This window comes from Streptomyces sp. NPDC001514 (genome assembly GCF_053597075.1).
Window position 1 is genome coordinate 16,001 of record NZ_JBSFHO010000038.1, and the last position, 18,981, is coordinate 34,981.

The window sequence follows — 18,981 nt, forward strand, 5'->3', positions numbered from 1 at the left end:
GGCCGGGCCGGGCGGGCCGGCTCAGATCGAGAGGCGGTCGGCTCCCATCGAGAGGTTGACGCACGCACGACGGTGCAGGATGGAGGTATGGATCTTCGAATCTTCACAGAGCCCCAGCAAGGGGCCTCCTACGACACCCTGCTGAAGGTCGCCAAGGCCACCGAGGATCTCGGCTTCGACGCATTCTTCCGATCGGATCACTATCTGCGCATGGGCTCGGCCGACGGGCTCCCCGGCCCCACCGATGCCTGGATCACGCTCGCGGGTCTCGCCCGCGAGACCGAGCGGATCAGGCTCGGCACCCTGATGACCGCCGGCACGTTCCGGCTGCCCGGCGTGCTCGCCATCCAGGTCGCCCAGGTCGACCAGATGTCGGGCGGCCGGATCGAGCTCGGGCTCGGCGCCGGCTGGTTCGAGGAGGAGCACAAGGCGTACGGCATCCCGTTCCCCAAGGAGAAGTTCGCCCGGCTCGAGGAGCAGCTCGCCATCGTGACCGGCCTGTGGGCCACGGAGACAGGCAGGACCTTCAGCTACGAGGGCAAGCACTACCAGCTGCAGGACTGCCCCGCGCTGCCCAAGCCCGCACAGAGCAAGGTCCCGGTGCTCATCGGCGGCCACGGCGCGATCCGCACCCCACGGCTCGCCGCCCGTTACGCAGACGAGTTCAACATGCCCTTCGCGTCCGTGGAGGACAGCGAGCGGCAGTTCGGCCGGGTCCGCGCCGCCGTCGAGGAAGCCGGTCGCAAGGCCGACGACCTCGTCTACTCCAACGCCCTTGTCGTCTGCGTCGGCAAGGACGACGCGGAGGTCGCGCGCCGTGCCGCCGCCATCGGACGGGAGGCCGATGAGCTGAAGACCAACGGCCTCGCGGGCTCGCCGGCCGAGGTCGTCGACAAGCTCGGCCGGTACGCCGCGATCGGCTCGTCCCGCGTCTATCTGCAGGTCCTCGACCTGCACGATCTGGACCATCTGGAGCTCATCTCCTCCCAGGTCCAGTCCCAGCTCAGCTGAGCCGGCCCGACCGGGCCGGCCCCACCACCGGAGCCACCTGTGAAGCCCGTCCGCAGCCTCGCCGCCGCTCTCGCCCAAGGGCCCCTCGTCCTCGACGGCGGCCTCTCCAACCAGTTGGAGGCACAGGGCTGTGACCTGTCCGACGCCCTCTGGTCGGCGCGGCTGCTCGCGGACGGCCCGGAGCAGATCGAGGCTGCCCACACGGCGTACGTGCGGGCGGGCGCACAGGTGCTGATCACCTCCAGCTACCAGGCGACCTTCGAGGGCTTCGCCCGCCACGGCGTGGGCCACGCCGAGGCAGCCGCCCTGCTGGCCCGCAGCGTGGACCTCGCCCGCGCCGCTGCTGAGCACTCCGACCGCGAGGTGTGGGTCGCGGCGTCGGCCGGGCCGTACGGGGCGATGCTCGCGGACGGCAGCGAGTACCGCGGCCGGTACGGACTCACGGTGCGGGAGCTGGAGGCCTTCCACCGCCCCCGCATCGAGGCCCTCGCGGCCGCCGGCCCCGACGCACTCGCCCTGGAGACGGTGCCGGACACCGACGAGGCGGTGGCGCTGCTCAGGGCCGCGCACGCGATCGGCCTGCCGGTCTGGCTCTCGTACACCATCGCGGGGGACCGCACCCGGGCCGGCCAGGATCTGGCGGCGGCCTTCGCCCTCGCGGCGGGCAACGACCAGGTGATCGCCGTCGGCGTCAACTGCTGCGAGCCCGGCGACGCGGAACGAGCGGTGGAGCTCGCCGCCCGGGAGACGGGCAAGCCGGTCGTCGTCTACCCGAACAGCGGCGAGCGGTGGGACGCCACCGCACGGACCTGGCGTGGCGGCGTCACCTTCGATCCGGCACGCGCCCGCGACTGGCAGTCGGCCGGGGCACGGCTCGTCGGCGGGTGCTGCCGCGTGGGCCCGGACCGTATCGCCGCGCTGGCGGCAGCCCTCAGCGGGCCGGAGCCGTAGCCGTGCCCGTACTCGTGCCCGTACCCGTGCGCGCTGTGGCGGGGCCCGCACCGGGCCCGTACCATCCGGTGAAAATTCCTGGTCAGAGGGCCCCGATCGGGCAATACTCGGACACGTGTTCCTGACGATCAGTACGACCGGCACCCGAGAGCGTCCCGCCACCGACCTGGGCTTTCTGCTGCACAAGCATCCCGACAAGGCGCAGACGTTCTCCACCTCCCACGGCACGGCGCACATCCTCTACCCCGAGGCCACCGCCGAGCGCTGCACAGCCGCACTGCTGCTGGAGGTGGATCCGGTGGCGCTCGTGCGGCGAGGAAAGGGCAAGGGACGCGGTGGAGCGCCCGATTCCGCCCTCGCGCAGTACGTCAACGACCGGCCGTACGCGGCGTCCTCGCTGCTCTCCGTGGCGATGAGCACCGTCTTCAAGAGCGCCCTGCGGGGCGTGTGCCACGCGATGCCGGAGCGGGCCGACAGCCCGCTGCCGCTGCGGATCGAGGTGCCCGCACTGCCCGCGCGCGGCGGGCCCGAGCTGGTGCGCAAGCTGTTCGGGCCCCTCGGCTGGGCCTCGGTCGACGCCGAGCCGGTGGCGCTCGACGAGCGGTTCCCGGAGTGGGGCGACTCGCGGTACGTACGGCTCGTACTGGAGGGCGAGCTGCGGCTCGCCCACGCGCTGAGGCAGCTGTACGTCCTGCTGCCGGTCCTCGACGATGCCAAGCACTACTGGGTCGCGCCCGACGAGGTCGACAAGCTGCTGCGGGCAGGGGAGGGCTGGCTGGCCGAGCACCCCGAGCAGCAGCTGATCACCAGCCGCTATCTGTCCCGCCGCTGGGGGCTCACCCGGCAGGCGATGGAGCGGCTCGAGCTCGTGCGGCTCGCCGAGAGCGACGACCTCGAGGTCGAGGACGTCGACAACGCCGTGGACGAGACCACGGACACCGACGAGCGCCCCGTGCCGCTCGCCGAGCAGCGCCGCGAGGCCGTTCTGGACGCCCTGCGCGCCGCAGGCGCGGCCACCGTGCTCGATCTGGGCTGCGGACAGGGCCAGTTGGTGCAGGCGCTCCTCAAGGACGTGCGGTTCACCGACATCGTCGGTGTGGACGTGTCCGTGCGCGCGCTCACCGTCGCCGCCCGCCGGCTGAAGCTGGAGCGCATGGGCGAGCGCCAGTCCGGCCGCGTCACCCTGCTCCAGGGCTCGCTCACGTACACCGACAAGCGGCTCGGGGGCTACGACGCGGCCGTGCTCAGCGAGGTCATCGAGCACCTCGACCTGCCACGGCTGCCCGCACTGGAGTACGCCGTCTTCGGCTCCGCGCGCCCGCGCACGGTGATCGTGACGACGCCGAACGTCGAGTACAACGTCCGCTGGGAGTCCCTGCCCGCCGGGCACGTCCGCCACAGCGACCACCGCTTCGAGTGGACCCGGGCCGAGTTCAGCGACTGGGCGGAGCAGGTCGCCGGGCGCCACGGATACGACGTCCGGTACGTCGGCGTCGGCGACGACGACCCCGAAGTGGGCACCCCGACGCAGATGGCGGTATTCACCCTGACCACGAAGGAGGTGGAGGCGGCATGACCACCACCACCCGCACCCTGCCCGTCCCCGACCTCTCGCTCGTGGTCCTGGTCGGCGCCACCGGCTCCGGCAAGTCCACGTTCGCCCGCAGGCACTTCAAGCCCACCGAGGTGATCTCGTCGGACTTCTGCCGCGGCCTGGTCGCCGACGACGAGAACGACCAGAGCGCGAGCGGCGACGCCTTCGACGTGCTGCACTACATCGTCGGCAAGCGGCTCGCCGCCGGCCGGCTCACCGTCGTCGACGCCACGAACGTCCAGCAGGAGAGCCGCCGCCAGCTCGTCCGGATCGCGCGCGAGCACGACGTCCTGCCCGTCGCTGTCGTCCTCGACGTGCCCGAGGAGATCTGCGCAGCACGCAACGCGGCACGCCCCGACCGGGCCGGCATGCCCCGTCACGTCATCCAGCGGCACCGTCGCGAGCTGCGCCGCTCGCTGCGCGGACTGGAGCGCGAGGGCTTCCGCAAGGTGCACGTCCTGCGCAGCGCGGAGGAGGTCGACGCGGCCGAGGTCGTGCTGGAGAAGCGCTACAACGACCTGCGGCACCTCACCGGGCCGTTCGACATCATCGGCGACATCCACGGCTGCCGCTCCGAGCTCGACACCCTGCTCGCGAAGCTCGGCTATGTGGACGGGGCACACCCCGACGGCCGTACCGCCGTGTTCGTCGGTGACCTCGTCGACCGCGGCCCGGACAGCCCCGGTGTGCTGCGCCGGGTGATGAGCATGGTGGCCTCCGGCAACGCCCTGTGCGTTCCGGGCAACCACGAGAACAAGCTCGGCCGCTGGCTGAACGGCCGGCAGGTCCAGCGCACCCACGGCCTCACCGAGACCATCGAGCAGCTGGAGCGCGAGGACGCGCAGGACCCGGAATTCCGGCAGCAGGTACGCGAGTTCATCGAGGGCCTCGTCAGTCACTACGTCCTCGACGAGGGCAAGCTCGTCGTCTGTCACGCCGGCCTGCCCGAGAAGTACCACGGCCGCACCTCCGGCCGGGTCCGCTCGCACGCGCTGTACGGCGACACGACCGGTGAGACCGACGAGTTCGGGCTGCCCGTCCGCTACCCCTGGGCGGAGGACTATCGAGGCCGGGCCGCTGTGGTGTACGGCCACACACCGGTGCCCACTGCGTCCTGGCTCAACAACACCATCTGCCTCGACACCGGCGCCGTCTTCGGCGGAAAGCTGACCGCGCTGCGCTGGCCGGAGCGCGAACTCGTCGATGTACCGGCCGAGAAGGTGTGGTACGAGCCCACCAAGCCGCTCGTCACCGAGGCGCCCGGCGGACACCAGGGCCGCCCCCTCGACCTCGCCGACGTCCACGGCCGCCGCATCGTGGAGACCCGCCACATGGGCCGCGTCGCCGTGCGCGAGGAGAACGCGGCCGCGGCCCTGGAGGTGATGAGCCGCTTCGCGGTCGACCCGCGGCTGCTCGCCTACCTCCCGCCGACCATGGCGCCGACCGCGACCTCGCAGGAGGAGGGCTACCTGGAGCACCCGGCCGAGGCTTTTGCCCAGTACCGGGCGGACGGCGTCGCGCAGGTCGTGTGCGAGGAGAAGCACATGGGCTCGCGGGCGGTGGCCCTGGTCTGCCGCGACGCCGACGTGGCGCGCGAGCGCTTCGGGGTGGAAGGAGCCACCGGCTCCCTGCACACCCGCACCGGACGGCCGTTCTTCGACGATGCCCAGGTCACCGAGGAGATCCTGGAACGCCTGCGCGCGGCCGTGACCGGCGCCGGACTCTGGGACGAGCTGGCTGCATCCGACAGCGCCTCCGGCGCGGGCGACTGGCTGCTGCTGGACGGCGAGCTGATGCCGTGGTCCCTCAAGGCGTCCGGGCTGCTCCGCAAGCAGTACGCGGCAGTCGGCGCCGCATCCGGCGCGGTCTTCCCGGGCGCCACGGCCGCCCTCGAAGCGGCGGCGGCCCGAGGCGTCGACGTCGGCGGACTGCTGGAGCGCCAGCGCGATCGGGCCGCGGACGCGGCCGCGTTCACCGAGGCGTACCGGCGGTACTGCTGGACCACCGAGGGCCTGGACGGGGTGCGCTTCGCGCCGTTCCAGGTCCTCGCCGTCCAGGGCCGCTCCCTCGCCGCCGTCCCGCACGACGAGCAACTGGCCTGGCTGGACCGGCTGGTGGAGGCCGACCGCGCCACCGGATCCCGGCTGCTCCAGCGCACCCGCCGCCTCGTCGTCGACACGGGCGACGAGGAATCGGTGCGCGCCGGGGTCGACTGGTGGCTGGAGCTGACCGGAGCGGGCGGCGAGGGCATGGTCGTCAAGCCGCTGCGTGCGCTCGTACGGGACGACAAGGGCAGGCTCGTCCAGCCGGGGATCAAGGTGCGCGGGCGCGAGTACCTGCGGATCATCTACGGCCCCGAGTACACCCGCCCGGACAATCTGACCCGGCTGCGCAGCCGGTTCCTCGGCCACAAACGGTCGCTGGCGCTGCGCGAGTACGCCCTGGGGCTGGAGGCCCTGGACCGGCTGGCCGACGGGGAACCGCTGTGGCGGATCCACGAGGCGGTCTTCGCGGTGCTCGCCCTGGAGTCGGAGCCGGTCGACCCCCGGCTCTGAGCCGGTCGACCCCCGGCTCTGAGCCGGTCGACCCCCGGCTCTGAGCCGGTCGACCCCCGGCTCTGAGCCGGGTCGGCCCCGGCTCCGGCCCGGCGGCCTCCGGCCCCGATCCGTCAGCAGGCCCCGTGGACGGAACACACCGACCCACGGGGCCCGTCGCCGATCCGACGATTACTGCAGTCGAGGGAAAGGCGGCCGGATTCCGGCGGCGGGCTCGTTCTTCCGGACAGTGGAGTGTCCGCGATTCCCGGAAGGACGGAAGGCAGCATGAAGATGATCGCGCGCGGGAGCCTCGGAGCGCTCATGGCCTGTGTGGCCGCGACAGCCGCGGCGCCGTCCGCCGCGGCCGCGCCGCATGTGCCGGTCGTGGTCCCGCTGGACCCGCTGGAGCGCGTCGTTCCGCTGGAGGCGCCCACCGTGAGGGCGGCGGCGCCGCTGCCGGTACCGGGGGCACCCGAGGCCCCGCGGTACGAGCAGGGAAGGGTGCTGCCCACCGGCATCGTGCCGCAGGTGCCGCTGACGAGTGAGCTGCCGGGGGCGCAGGTCGGGGTCCCGCTGCCGCACCCGCTGAGCGACGAGGAGGCGGGCACCGTCCACGCCACGGCGCCCGAAGCGGACCTGGTGGCCGCGACTCCGGGCGCCGACGTCGCCGCGCCCCTGACGGCTCCCGGCCACGGCAGCTACGGGCTGCCCGACCTGGCCCGGCCCGAGGCGGGTGTGCTGCTCCCGGAGCTCCGGGCGACGCCGAGGACCGTGCTCGGCTTCGACCAGTAGCGCCGCAGGAAGCAGGCCCGGCCCCCGTTCTCCGCCCGCTCCGCTCCCGCTTTGCGCCTGTGGTGGGCGGGGAGGGGGCCGGTCTGGGAACGTTTCCTCCATGGGATTCCACGTCGACTCCGAGACCGGGCTGCTGCGCCGGGTCATACTCCACCGTCCCGATCTGGAACTGAAGCGGCTCACCCCCAGCAACAAGGACGCGCTCCTCTTCGACGACCTCCTGTGGGTCCGGCGCGCCCGCCAGGAGCACGACGGCTTCGCGGACGTGCTCCGCGACCGCGGGGTGCAGGTGCATCTCTTCGGCGATCTGCTGCGCGAGTCGCTGGAGATCCCGGCAGCCAGAAAACTGGTCCTGGACCGGGTCTTCGACGAGAAGGAGTACGGCCCGCTCGCCACCGACCATCTGAGGGCCGCTTTCGACGCGATGGACACGGCCGCCCTGACCGAGGCCCTGGTCGGTGGGATGACCAAGCGGGAGTTCCTGGCCGGTCACTCGGAGCCCGCGTCCGTCCGCTTCCATGTCATGGACCTGGACGACTTCCTGCTCGGCCCGCTGCCCAACCACATCTTCACCCGCGACACCTCCGCCTGGATCTACGACGGCGTCTCCATCAACGCGATGCGCTGGCCGGCCCGCCGACGTGAGACCGTGCACTTCGAGGCGATCTACAAGCACCATCCGCTCTTCACCGGCCCGGAGGCCGGCGACTTCCACCGCTGGTCGGAGGGCCAGGACGACTACCCCTCCACCATCGAGGGCGGCGACGTCCTGGTCATCGGCAACGGTGCGGTGCTGATCGGGATGAGCGAGCGCACCACCCCGCAGGCCGTGGAGATGCTGGCCCGCGGGCTGTTCGAAGCCGGTTCCGCGCGGACCATCGTGGCGCTGGACATGCCCAAGGGGCGGGCTTTCATGCACCTCGACACCGTGATGACGATGGTGGACCACGACACCTTCACCCAGTACGCGGGCCTCGGCATGCTGCGCTCGTACACGATCGAACCGGCAGAGGTCGAGCGGGGCGTGGGCCTGAGGGTCACCGACCATCCGCCCGAGCACATGCACAGCGCCATCGCCGCCGCCCTGGGACTGCAGGACATCAGGGTCCTCACGGCCAAGCAGGACGTGCACTCGGCGGAGCGGGAGCAGTGGGACGACGGCTGCAACGTCCTCGCCGTCGAACCGGGCGTGGTCGTGGCGTACGACCGGAACGTCACGACCAACACCCATCTGCGCAAGCAGGGCATCGAAGTCATCGAGATCCCGGGCAGTGAACTGGGCAGGGGCCGTGGTGGCCCGCGCTGTATGAGCTGTCCCGTCGAGCGGGACGCCGTAACTGCGGTCAACACCTCCCACCCCTCTGTATAGCAATACAGGACTTCGTATAGACTTCCACGGTCCCCGCATACGCGACCCAGGAGCACCCACCATGGCGACACACCTCGAAGGCCGCCACTTCCTCAAGGAGCTCGACTTCACCGCGGAAGAGTTCCGCGGCCTGATCGACCTGGCCGCCGAACTCAAGGCCGCCAAGCGGGCCGGCAGCGAGATCCCGCGACTGCGCGGCAGGAACATCGCGCTGATCTTCGAGAAGACGTCGACGCGTACGCGGTGCGCCTTCGAGGTCGCCGCCGCCGACCAGGGGGCGTCGACGACGTATCTGGACCCCTCCGGTTCGCAGCTGGGCCACAAGGAATCGGTCAGGGACACGGCCCGGGTGCTCGGGCGGATGTTCGACGGGATCGAGTACCGCGGGAGCAGTCAGGAGACCGTCGAGGAACTCGCCGCCTTCGCCGGCGTCCCCGTCTTCAACGGACTGACCGACGACTGGCACCCCACCCAGATGCTCGCCGATGTGCTGACCATGACCGAGCACAGCGACAAGCCGCTGACGGGCATCGCCTTCGCCTATCTCGGCGACGCCCGCTTCAACATGGGCAACTCCTACCTGGTCACCGGTGCCCTCCTCGGTATGGACGTACGGATCGTCGCGCCCGCGGCGTACTGGCCGGCGGACGAGATCGTCGCCGCCGCACGCGAGGCCGCCGCCGCCAGCGGCGCCAGGATCGCGCTCACCGAGGACATCGCCGAGGGTGTCGCAGGCGCCGACTTCGTCGCCACCGACGTATGGGTCTCGATGGGTGAACCGAAGGAGAAGTGGGACGAGCGCATCAAGGCCCTCGCCCCGTACGCGGTGACGATGGACGTGCTGCGCGCCACCGGCAATGCGGACGTCAAGTTCCTGCACTGTCTGCCGGCATTCCACGATCTGGGTACCAGGATCGGGCGGGAGATATTCGAGAGCCACGGCCTGACCGAGCTCGAGGTCACGGACGAGGTCTTCGAGTCCGCCCACTCGGTGGTCTTCGACGAGGCCGAGAACCGCATGCACACGATCAAGGCGGTGCTGGTGGCGACGCTCGGTGCAGGCGCATAGCCGGGTAGGAGTGGGTGACCCCTACGAGTCTTTCGACCCCTACAATCCCTACGACTCCGCGTGCGGCGGGCGAGGATGCGGCACGGCCGGAGAGGCGGCCGTGTCCGCAGCCGCGGGAAGCGTGAACCAGACCGCCTTGCCGTGAGGGGTGGGGCGGTGCCCGCAGCCGGAGCTGAGGGCGCGGATGAGGAGCAGGCCGCGCCCGTGCTCCTGCCAGGGGTCGGGCTCCGAGTCCGGCAGCGGGTCGCAGAGGCCGCCCGGCGGGGCGGGGTCATGGTCGTGCACCTCGACCTGGCAGCCCGTCGGCAGCAGCTCCACCACCAGCTGGATCGGGCCCTGCCCCGCGGTGTGCTCCACTGCGTTGGCGACGAGCTCCGCCGTGAGGAGCTCCGCGGTGTCGCTGTCGGCCGCTGCCTCGAGGTCCGCGAAGGCGGTACGGATCAGGGCACGGGCGAGCGGTATCGCGGCCGTCGTGTGCGGCAGCGCGAGACGCCAGGACGTGGTGTTCGCGGCCGCCGCAGTTGCGGCGGTGGAGGGGGCTTTACACAAGACGGGTCCGTTCGCTGTGCTCCGTACCTCTGGTACTGCTTGCAACCATACGGACCGGTAGGGCCCGATCAAGGGGCCCCGGGCCATCCGTCCCAGGACCTGTGCCCCACCTGATACAGGACCTTTGCCGAGCCGCGACCGTGTGACGGGTCGTCGGGGCCCATCCGGGAGGGTGGCCCGCACCGTATCGCGCACTCGTGACGGGAGTCACGTAGAAGTGATAACTTCGTGGTGCAGGCACTGGCCGGCAGCAGTCCGCAGCAGCCGGCAGCCCGAGGGAGGCCGCGCCCATGAGCCCCTTTCCCAGCTCCGCGCCCCGCACCGACGAGTGGCGCCATCTACGCCTGACCAGGCAGGACGGCGTCGCGACCGTCACGCTCGACCGCCCCGAGAAGCTCAACGCGCTCACCTTCGGCGCCTACGCCGACCTGCGCGACCTGCTCGCCGAACTGTCCCGCGAACGCTCCGTGCGCGCGCTGGTCCTCGGCGGCGAGGGCCGCGGCTTCTGCTCCGGCGGCGACGTCGACGAGATCATCGGCGCCACACTCGCCATGGACACCGCCCAGCTCCTCGACTTCAACCGGATGACCGGGCAGGTCGTGCGGGCTCTGCGCGAGTGCCCCTTCCCCGTGATCGCGGCGGTGCACGGCGTGGCCGCGGGAGCCGGGGCGGTGCTCGCCCTGGCCGCCGACTTCCGGGTCGCGGACCCGTCCGCCCGCTTCTCCTTCCTCTTCACCAAGGTCGGCCTCTCCGGCGGCGACATGGGCGCGGCGTACCTGCTGCCCCGTGTCGTCGGGCTCGGGCACGCCACGCGGCTCCTGATGCTCGGCGAGCCGGTCCGGGCCGTCGAGGCCGAGCGGATCGGGCTGATCAGCGAGCTGACCGGGGAGGGCGAGGCGGACAAGGCGGCCGCGGCCCTCGCCCGCCGCCTCGCCGACGGCCCCGCCCTCGCCCACGCCCAGACCAAGGCCCTGCTCACCGCGGAACTCGACATGCCGCTCGCCGCAGCGGTGGAGCTGGACGCGGCGACGCAGGCGCTGCTCATGAACGGCGAGGACTACGCGGAGTTCCACGCGGCCTTCACGGAGAAGCGCGCCCCGAACTGGCAGGGGCGCTGACGATGCCGTCGTACGCGGGGGAGCCCCGCGGCCCTCGAACCGGCAGCGAGCCCCGGGCCCCCCACCAGGGCTCCGCCCCGGAACCCGGGAGCCCTTCAGGCGGGCTTCCAGGCCAACCTGTACCGTCCGGCTGCCGGCCCGGGTATCCGTCCTCAATCGCCGGACGGGCTCCGATGGAGCACCCGGAAGCGCGGTCAGGGGCGGAGCCCCAGCGGGGGTCGCCGACCCCCCTCCGCGTCGCCGTCATCGGCGGCGGCCCCGGCGGACTGTACGCCGCCGCACTGCTGAAGCGGCTCGACCCCCGCCGCGACGTCACCGTGTGGGAGCGCAACGCCCCCCACGACACCTTCGGCTTCGGCGTCGTCCTCTCCGACGAGACCCTCGGCGGCATCGAGCACGCCGACCCCGCCGTGTACCAGGCACTCCAGGACGAGTTCGTCCGCTGGGACGACATCGACATCGTCCACCGCGGCCACACCCTCACCTCCGGCGGACACGGTTTCGCCGCGCTCGGCCGGCGCAGGCTGCTGGAGATCCTGCACGAGCGGTGCGCATCCCTCGGGGTGCGGCTCCGGTTCCGTACCCAGGCCCCGCCCGCCGCCGAGCTCGCCACCTCGTACGACCTCGTCATCGCCGCCGACGGTGTGCACAGCCTCACCCGCGCCGCGCACGCCGACGATTTCGCACCCCGCATCACGACCCACCGCTGCCGCTACATCTGGCTCGCCGCCGACTTCGCCTTCGACGCCTTCCGCTTCGAGATCGCCGAGACCGAGCACGGCGTGATGCAACTCCACGGCTACCCCTACTCACCCCGGGCCTCCACCGTCATCGTCGAGATGCGCGAGGAGGTCTGGCGGGCCGCCGGCCTCGACGAGTGCGACGAGCAGCAGTCGGCCGAACGCTGCGCCAAGGTCTTCGCCGACGCCCTCGGCGGCCGCCCGCTGCGCGGCAACAGCTCCTCATGGATCGCCTTCCGCACGGTCGTCAACGACCGCTGGGCGCATGGAAACACGGTGCTCATCGGCGACGCCGCGCACACCGCCCACTTCTCCATCGGCTCCGGCACCAAACTCGCCGTCGAGGACGCCCTCGCCCTCGCCGCCTGCATCGAGGAGCAGCCCACGCTCCCCGAGGCACTCGCGGCGTACGAGACCGAGCGCCGGCCCGTCGTGGAGTCGACGCAGCGCGCCGCGGCGGCCAGTCTGCGCTGGTTCGAGGAGCTCGGGACGTATCTCGACCAGCCGCCACGGCAGTTCGCCTTCAACCTCCTCACCCGCAGCCGCCGTGTCACACACGACAACCTCCGGCTGCGCGACGCGGCGTTCACCGAGTCCGTCGAGCGGGACTTCGGCTGCCCGCCCGGCACGCCGCCGATGTTCACCCCCTTCCGGCTGCGCGGACTGACCCTGCGCAACCGCGTCGTCGTCTCGCCCATGGACATGTACTCCGCCGAGGACGGCGTCCCCGGCGACTTCCATCTCGTCCACCTCTGCGCGCGGGCCCTCGGCGGCGCCGGACTCGTCATGACCGAGATGGTCTGCGTCAGCGCCGACGGCCGCATCACACCCGGCTGCGCCGGCCTCTACACCGACGAACAGGCCATCGCCTGGCAGCGCGTCACCGACTTCGTCCACACGCGCTCGCCCGGTACGGCCATCGGCGTCCAGCTCGGCCACTCCGGCCGCAAGGGATCCACCCGGCTGATGTGGGAGGGCATGGACCAGCCCCTGCCGGACGGCAACTGGCCGCTGGTCGCCGCCTCACCGCTCCCGTACCGACCGGGCGTCAACCAGGTCCCGCATCAGCTCGACCGGGCCGGACTCACCGAAATCCGCGACCAGTTCGCCGCGGCGGCCGCACGCGCGGCGCACTGCGGATTCGACCTGCTCGAACTCCACTGCGCCCACGGCTACCTGCTCTCCGGCTTCCTCTCCCCGCTCACCAACCGGCGCACGGACGGGTACGGAGGCTCCCTCGCCGCCCGGCTGCGCTACCCGCTCGAAGTCTTCGACGCCGTCCGGGACGTGTGGCCCGACGACCGGCCCATGACCGTCCGCATCTCCGCCACCGACTGGGCACCGGGCGGTACCACCGCGCAGGACGCCGTGGAGATCGCCCGCGCGTTCGCCGCCCACGGCGCCGACGCCATCGACGTCTCCACCGGCCAGGTCGTCCACGGCGAACAACCCGAGTACGGCCGCTCCTACCAGACCCCCTACGCCGACCGGATCCGCAACATCCTCCGCGTCCCGGTCATCGCCGTCGGTGCGATCTCCTCCTGGGACGACGTCAACTCCCTCCTCCTCGCAGGCCGCGCCGACCTCTGCGCCCTGGCCCGCCCCCACCTGTACGACCCGCACTGGACCCTCCACGCGGCCGCCGACCAGGACTACACCGGCCCGGCCGCCCCCTGGCCGCTCCCGTACCGGGCCGGGAGCCGTAAACCCCCGACGGGCCGCACGGACGCCCCGAGGCCCCGCCTCACGCTGCCGTCGTCGTGAACTCCGCCCCCGCGTCCCGCAGCCGCTTGTGCAGCCCCGTGAAGACCGCTGCCGAACGGCCGCCCGGCCAGTCGTCGGGCAGGAGCTCCTCCGGCAGGCCCGGGTCCGCGTAGGGCAGGCGGCGCCAGGAGTCGAGGGCCAGGAGGTAGTCGCGGTACGCCTCCTCGGGCGGGGTGTCGGGGCGGGACTCCCACACCCGCAGCACCGGACCGTGCGCGTCCAGGAACTCCTCGTGCTGCTTCGCGATCGCCGCCAGGTCCCACCAGCGGGCCACCGCGTCCGCCGTCGCCGCGAAGCCGAGGTGCTCGCCGCGGAAGAGGTCGACGTACGGATCGAGCTGGAGGCGGCGCAGCGTGTGCCGGGTCTCCTCGTAGAAGCGGGCCGGGGCGATCCAGACGCCGGGCGCGGCCGTGCCGAAGCCCAGGCGGGCGAGCCGGGAGCGCAGGAGATGGCGCTTGTGGCGTTCGGCCTCGGGGACGGAGAAGACCGCGAGCACCCAGCCGTCGGACAGCTTCGGCGCGGAGTGGCCGTAAATGCGCTCGTCACCGTCGTCGAGGAGCTGGCGGGCGTCCGCCGACAGCGCGTAACCGGCCGCACCGGACGCCGTGCGCTCCGCGACGAGCAGGCCGCGCCGCTTGAGCCGGGAGACCGAGGAGCGCACGGACGGAGCGTCCACCCCGAGCGCACCCAGCAGACGGATCAGCTCCGCCACCGCGAGGGGCCCCGCGGCCTCGCGTCCGTACGCGCCGTACAGGGTGACGATCAGGGAACGGGGGGTGTGCTGCTCGGCCACGTGATCACTCTAGGGCCCTCAGCCGGAAGCGCTGCAGCTTGCCCGTCGGCGTACGGGGCAGCGCGTCGAGGAAGACGATCACGCGCGGGCACTTGTACGGCACCAGGCGGGACTTGACGAAGTCGCGCAGCACCCGCGCCGTCCCCTCGTCCCGCGCCACGCCGTCGCGCACCACGACGTACGCCGCCACGATCTGGCCGCGCAGCTCGTCGGGGCGGGCGACCACGGCGGCCTCCACCACATCGGGGTGGGCCAGCAGCGCATCCTCGACCTCGGGCCCCGCGATGTTGTAGCCCGCAGAGATGATCATGTCGTCGGCGCGGGCGACATAGCGGAACCACCCGTCCGGCTCGCGCACGTATGTGTCACCCGTGACGTTCCAGCCGTCACGCACGTACTCGCCCTGCCGTGGGTCCGACAGATAGCGGCAGCCCACCGGCCCGCGCACCGCCAGGAGCCCCGGCTCGCCGTCCGGCACCGGCACCCCGGTCGCGCCGTCCACGACCCGCGCTTCCCAGCCCGGCACCGGCAGCCCGGTCGTCCCTGGCCGGATGTCCCCGTCCGCCGCCGAGATGAAGATGTGCAGCAGCTCGGTCGCCCCGATGCCGTTGATGATGCGCAGCCCGGTCTGCTCCTGCCACGCCTGCCAGGTCGCCGCCGGCAGATTCTCCCCGGCCGACACACAGCGCCGCAGCGATGTCACGTCGTACCCCGCAAGGTCGTCCAGCATCACGCGATACGCGGTCGGTGCGGTGAAGAGGACCGAGACCCGGTGCTCGGCGATCGCCGGCAGCAACTGCCTGGGCCCCGCCTGCTCCAGCAGCAGCGCCGATGCACCCGCCCGCATCGGGAAGATCACCAGGCCGCCGAGCCCGAAGGTGAAGCCGAGCGGAGGACTTCCCGCGAAGACATCGTCCGGCGTGGGCCGCAACACCCGCGCCGAGAAGGTGTCGGCGACGGCCAGCACATCCCGGTGAAAGTGCATGCATCCCTTCGGCCGCCCCGTCGTCCCGCTCGTGAAGGCGATCAGCGCGACGTCGTCGGCCGCCGTCGCCACGGCCTCGTACGACGCCGGCTTCCCGGCCGCCAGCCGCAGCAGGTCGTCGGGCGCGTCCCCGCCGTACGCCACGACCCGCAGCCCCGGCACCTCGGCCTTCACCAGGTCGTCGACCGCACGGACGTCGCACAGCGCATGCTCCACCCGGGCGATACCGCACATCGTGGCGAGCTCCTGCGACCGCTGCTGGGCCAGCACGGTGACGGCGACCGCACCCGCCTTCATCACCGCCAGCCAGCAGGCCGCGAGCCAGGGGGTGGTCGGGCCGCGCAACAGCACCCGGTTGCCCGGCACCACACCCAGCTCGCCGGTCAGCACATGCGCGATGCGGTTCACGTGCTCGCGCAGCTCGCCGTACGTCCAGACCGTGCCGTTCCCGTCGCGGAAGACGGTCCTGCCCGGGCCGTACCGCTCGATCGTCGCGTCGAGCAGCTCCGCCCCGCAGTTGAGCCGCTCCGGATAGCGCAGCTCGGGCAGGTCGAGCAGCAGCCGGGGCCATTGCTCCGCGGGCGGGAGATGGTCGCGCGCAAAGGTGTCGCGGTGGGCCGAGGGTGTCAGCTCCATGTTCGCCCCCTTGTCGTGGTGGGGTCGCGCAACGAGCGTATCGTGATGGTGACGACAGTCAACGGTTCGCGATAGGTCCGGTGGCGGCTCCCGTGACGGGTCCGCGGCAGATGCGCAGGAAGTGGGGGCTCGGATGCCCGTATTCTCGCTCGATCCGCAACAGACCGCCTGGCGCGCGGAGCTCCGTACGCTCGCGGCCGAGCGGTTGCGCCCCCTCGCCGAGAAGGGCGAGCCGGGCCGCGTCAACCGGCCTCTCGTCGCCGCCCTCGGCGAACTCGGCCTGCTCAAGCGGCTGTTCGGCGACGCGAGCGCACTCGACCTGTGTGTGCTGCGCGAATCCCTCGCGTACGCCTGCACGGAGGCCGAGACAGCCCTCGCGCTCCAGGGACTCGGTACATACCCGCTCGTCCAGGCCGGCACCGGCGCGCAGCGCGAGCGCTGGCTCCCGGACGTCATCGCAGGCAGGGCCGTCGCCGCCTTCGCACTCAGCGAGCCGGACGCCGGGTCCGACGCCGCGGCGCTCGCCCTCGGCGCCGTACGGCACGGGCATGACGGCTGGCGGCTGACCGGTGAGAAACGCTGGATCTCCAACGCCCCCGAGGCGGATTTCTTCACCGTGTTCGCCCGAACGGGTGAGGCGCCCGGCGCCAGGGGCATCACCGCGTTCCTCGTTCCCGCCGACCGCCCCGGTCTCACCGGCAGCGCGCTGGAGATGCTCTCGCCGCACCCCATCGGCGCGCTCACCTTCGACGGCGTGCCCGTCACCCGCGATGACGTGCTCGGCGAACCCGGCGGCGGATTCCGGGTCGCCATGAACACCCTCAACCTCTTCCGGCCCAGCGTCGGCGCCTTCGCGGTCGGCATGGCGCAGGCGGCACTCGACGCGACCCTCACCCATACGTCGGGCCGGATCGCCTTCGGCGGACCACTGAAGGACCTCCAGGCCGTCTCCCACCAGGCCGCCGAGATGGCCACGCGGACGGAGGCGGCACGACTGCTGGTGTACGCGGCGGCCGCCGCCTACGACTCCGGCGCGGCGGACGTACCGCAGCGCTCCGCCATGGCGAAACTGTTCGCGACCGAGACCGCCCAGTACGTCGTGGACGCGGCGGTGCAACTGCACGGTGCACGCGCACTCCAGCGCGGCCATCTGCTCGAACACCTCTACCGGGAGGTCCGCGCGCCACGCATCTACGAAGGCGCCAGCGAGGTCCAGCGCAGCATCATCGCGAAGGAGCTGTACGCCAGGACCGGCACCGAGGAGGAGGCCCGATGAGCCTCGAACGCATCAACCCGCCCGGGCTGTCGCCGGCCGGAGGCTTCTCGCACGCCGTCGTCGCCACCGGCTCCCGGCTGGTCTTCCTCGCCGGACAGACCGCACTCGACACGGACGGCAAGGTCGTCGGGACCGGGCTCGTCGAGCAGTTCGAGACCGCCCTCACCAACCTCCTCGCCGCCCTCGCCGCGACCGGCGGCACCCCGCACGACCTCGCCCGCGTCACCGTCTACGCCACCGATGTCGCCGACTACCGCGCGCACGCCGCCGAACTGGGCCGCGTGTGGCACCGGCTCGCGGGACGGGACTACCCCGCGATGGCGGTCATCGGGGCCGTACGCCTCTGGGACGAACAGGCCCTCGTCGAGCTGGACGGGTTCGCCGTACTGCCGTAGGCCCCCAGCGCACGCTCACCCGTCCAGCAGCGTGCCCATCCACTCCTCGACGGCGTCCGGCGTACGGGGCAGCGCACCCGACATCAGCCGGGCGCCGTCCGCCGTGACGACCAGATCGTCCTCGATGCGCACCCCGATACCGCGCAGCTCGGCAGGCAGGGTCTCGTCGTCGGGCTGGAAATACAGGCCGGGCTCGACGGTCAGGACCTGGCCCTCCTCCAGCACCCCGTCGAGATAGGCCTCCGCGCGGGCCCTGGCGCAGTCGTGCACGTCGAGGCCGAGCATATGGCCGCTGCTGCACAGCGTGTAGCGCCGGTGGAAGTCGCCCTCGGCGTTCTTCAGCACACCCCAGTCGGCCAGTCCTTCCGCGATCACCCGCATGCCGGCGCGGTGGAAATCGCGGAACCGCGCGCCCGGCCTGAGTGCGGCCATGCCTGCCTCCTGTGCGGCGAGGACGAGTTCGTACACCCCTCGCTGCACGGGGGAGAAGCGGCCGGAGAGCGGCAGGGTACGGGTGATGTCGGCCGTGTAGAGGGTGTCGGTCTCCACGCCCGCGTCGAGCAGCAGCAGCTCGGAGGGGTCGAGCGGGCCGTCGTTGCGTGTCCAGTGCAGGACACAGGCATGCGCGCCGGAGGCGGCGATGGTTTCGTAGCCGGTGCCGTTGCCCTCCAACCGGGCGCGCAGTCCGAAGACGCCCTCGATCCAGCGCTCGCCGCGCGGGTGGGCGAGAGCGCGGGGCAGCGCGCTTACGACGTCCTCGAAGCCGGCCGTGGTGTGGTCGACGGCACGCTGCAGTTGCCCGACCTCCCAGGCGTCCTTGACCAGACGGAGCTCTGCGAGGGCCGTGGCCAGTTCCGGGTCGGTCGCGGCATCGCGGCCCGGCGGCAGCAGGTCGCGGCCGTCGAGGTGGACGCAGCGGACACCGGTCAGCTGCTCGGCCTCGGCGAGGTCGGGACGGCGGCCCACCCAGAACTCCCCGTACCTGCGGTCCCGGTAGAACGCATCGTCGCCGCTGCCGCGCGCCGGCCGCGGGCGCATGTACAGCACCGCCTCGTGGCCGCCGCCCGGACCCGAAGGTTCCATCACGAGCACATGACCGGGCTGGTCCTCGCCGGTCAGACCCGTCAGCCAGGCGTACGCGCTGTGCGGACGGAACCGGTGGTCGCAGTCGTTGGAGCGGACCTTCAACTCACCAGCGGGGATCAGCAGTCGCTCACCCGGAAAGCGCGCGGACAGCCGGGCGCGGCGGGCCGGGGTGACGGCGCGAGCCGGGACGAGGGCATCGGCGGGCGGGGGAACATCGGCCCATCCGGTGCTCATGAACGCCGCCAACTCCGCTGAAACGGGCAGGTCATGGCTTCCGGTGTGGAGAGGCTGGATGCGGTGCGGGGTGCCGGTCATC

At 72.2% G+C, this 18,981-nt stretch carries 15 protein-coding genes; 11 read left to right on the plus strand and 4 right to left on the minus strand.

The genetic code is table 11. The annotated features are described in order from the left end of the window. The first annotated feature begins 87 nt into the window (after nt 1-87). From ACWCXB_RS30890 to argF, 7 genes are all read left to right on the plus strand, one after another. Nucleotides 88-1,011, plus strand: a complete 924-nt coding sequence (locus ACWCXB_RS30890) for an LLM class F420-dependent oxidoreductase (RefSeq protein WP_450727064.1) — start codon at nt 88-90, stop codon at nt 1,009-1,011. 39 nt (nt 1,012-1,050) lie between these two features. Further along, nucleotides 1,051-1,962 carry a homocysteine S-methyltransferase gene (gene mmuM / locus ACWCXB_RS30895; RefSeq protein WP_450727065.1) on the plus strand — a complete coding sequence of 304 codons (912 nt, stop codon included), beginning with the start codon at nt 1,051-1,053 and terminating at the stop codon, nt 1,960-1,962. A gap of 115 nt (nt 1,963-2,077) precedes the next feature. Then, a complete protein-coding gene (locus ACWCXB_RS30900; RefSeq protein WP_450727066.1) occupies nt 2,078-3,538 on the plus strand; it encodes a 3' terminal RNA ribose 2'-O-methyltransferase Hen1 in 1,461 nt (486 codons plus the stop codon). Continuing rightward, complete coding sequence (locus tag ACWCXB_RS30905) at nt 3,535-6,111, plus strand: polynucleotide kinase-phosphatase (protein ID WP_450727067.1); 2,577 nt, start codon at nt 3,535-3,537, stop codon at nt 6,109-6,111. Before ACWCXB_RS30900 ends, ACWCXB_RS30905 begins: the two co-directional genes overlap by 4 nt. Nucleotides 6,112-6,378: 267 nt before the next feature. Further along, entirely contained in the window at nt 6,379-6,885 is a 507-nt protein-coding gene (locus ACWCXB_RS30910; protein WP_450727068.1) for a hypothetical protein, read from the plus strand. Between the two features lie 100 nt (nt 6,886-6,985). Continuing rightward, nucleotides 6,986-8,254 (plus strand): arginine deiminase, encoded by a 1,269-nt coding sequence (locus ACWCXB_RS30915; RefSeq protein ID WP_450727069.1) that lies wholly within the window; start codon nt 6,986-6,988, stop codon nt 8,252-8,254. A 61-nt stretch (nt 8,255-8,315) separates the two neighbouring features. Further along, a complete protein-coding gene (gene argF / locus ACWCXB_RS30920; RefSeq protein WP_450727070.1) occupies nt 8,316-9,323 on the plus strand; it encodes an ornithine carbamoyltransferase in 1,008 nt (335 codons plus the stop codon). A 48-nt stretch (nt 9,324-9,371) separates the two neighbouring features. Here argF and ACWCXB_RS30925 read toward each other — a convergent pair whose 3' ends face one another. Further along, on the minus strand, nt 9,372-9,872 hold the full coding sequence (locus ACWCXB_RS30925) for an ATP-binding protein (protein WP_450727071.1): 501 nt from the start codon (nt 9,870-9,872) through the stop codon (nt 9,372-9,374). 290 nt (nt 9,873-10,162) lie between these two features. Between ACWCXB_RS30925 and ACWCXB_RS30930 the strand changes: the two genes are divergently transcribed. Both ACWCXB_RS30930 and ACWCXB_RS30935 read left to right on the plus strand, forming a co-directional pair. Next, complete coding sequence (locus ACWCXB_RS30930; RefSeq protein ID WP_450727072.1) at nt 10,163-10,990, plus strand: enoyl-CoA hydratase family protein; 828 nt, start codon at nt 10,163-10,165, stop codon at nt 10,988-10,990. A 173-nt stretch (nt 10,991-11,163) separates the two neighbouring features. Further along, nucleotides 11,164-13,494, plus strand: a complete 2,331-nt coding sequence (locus ACWCXB_RS30935) for a bifunctional salicylyl-CoA 5-hydroxylase/oxidoreductase (RefSeq protein ID WP_450727073.1) — start codon at nt 11,164-11,166, stop codon at nt 13,492-13,494. Here ACWCXB_RS30935 and ACWCXB_RS30940 read toward each other — a convergent pair. Both ACWCXB_RS30940 and ACWCXB_RS30945 read right to left on the minus strand, forming a co-directional pair. Further along, nucleotides 13,475-14,287 (minus strand): PaaX family transcriptional regulator, encoded by an 813-nt coding sequence (locus ACWCXB_RS30940; protein WP_450727074.1) that lies wholly within the window; start codon nt 14,285-14,287, stop codon nt 13,475-13,477. The genes ACWCXB_RS30935 and ACWCXB_RS30940 overlap by 20 nt on opposite strands. A 4-nt stretch (nt 14,288-14,291) precedes the next feature. Next, nucleotides 14,292-15,908: an AMP-binding protein gene (locus ACWCXB_RS30945; protein ID WP_450727075.1), complete on the minus strand. Its 1,617-nt coding sequence runs from the start codon at nt 15,906-15,908 to the stop codon at nt 14,292-14,294. Nucleotides 15,909-16,041: 133 nt separating this feature from the next. Between ACWCXB_RS30945 and ACWCXB_RS30950 the strand changes: the two genes are divergently transcribed. Together ACWCXB_RS30950 and ACWCXB_RS30955 are read left to right on the plus strand one after the other, a co-directional pair. Then, nucleotides 16,042-17,184 (plus strand): acyl-CoA dehydrogenase family protein, encoded by a 1,143-nt coding sequence (locus tag ACWCXB_RS30950; protein WP_450727076.1) that lies wholly within the window; start codon nt 16,042-16,044, stop codon nt 17,182-17,184. After that, nucleotides 17,181-17,579 carry a RidA family protein gene (locus ACWCXB_RS30955; RefSeq protein WP_450727077.1) on the plus strand — a complete coding sequence of 133 codons (399 nt, stop codon included), beginning with the start codon at nt 17,181-17,183 and terminating at the stop codon, nt 17,577-17,579. The genes ACWCXB_RS30950 and ACWCXB_RS30955 overlap by 4 nt, the downstream gene beginning before the upstream one ends. Nucleotides 17,580-17,594: 15 nt before the next feature. Here the strand turns inward: ACWCXB_RS30955 and ACWCXB_RS30960 are convergent, their stop codons facing one another. Further along, nucleotides 17,595-18,980: an aminopeptidase P family protein gene (locus ACWCXB_RS30960; RefSeq protein WP_450727078.1), complete on the minus strand. Its 1,386-nt coding sequence runs from the start codon at nt 18,978-18,980 to the stop codon at nt 17,595-17,597. Nucleotide 18,981: the final 1 nt, after the last annotated feature.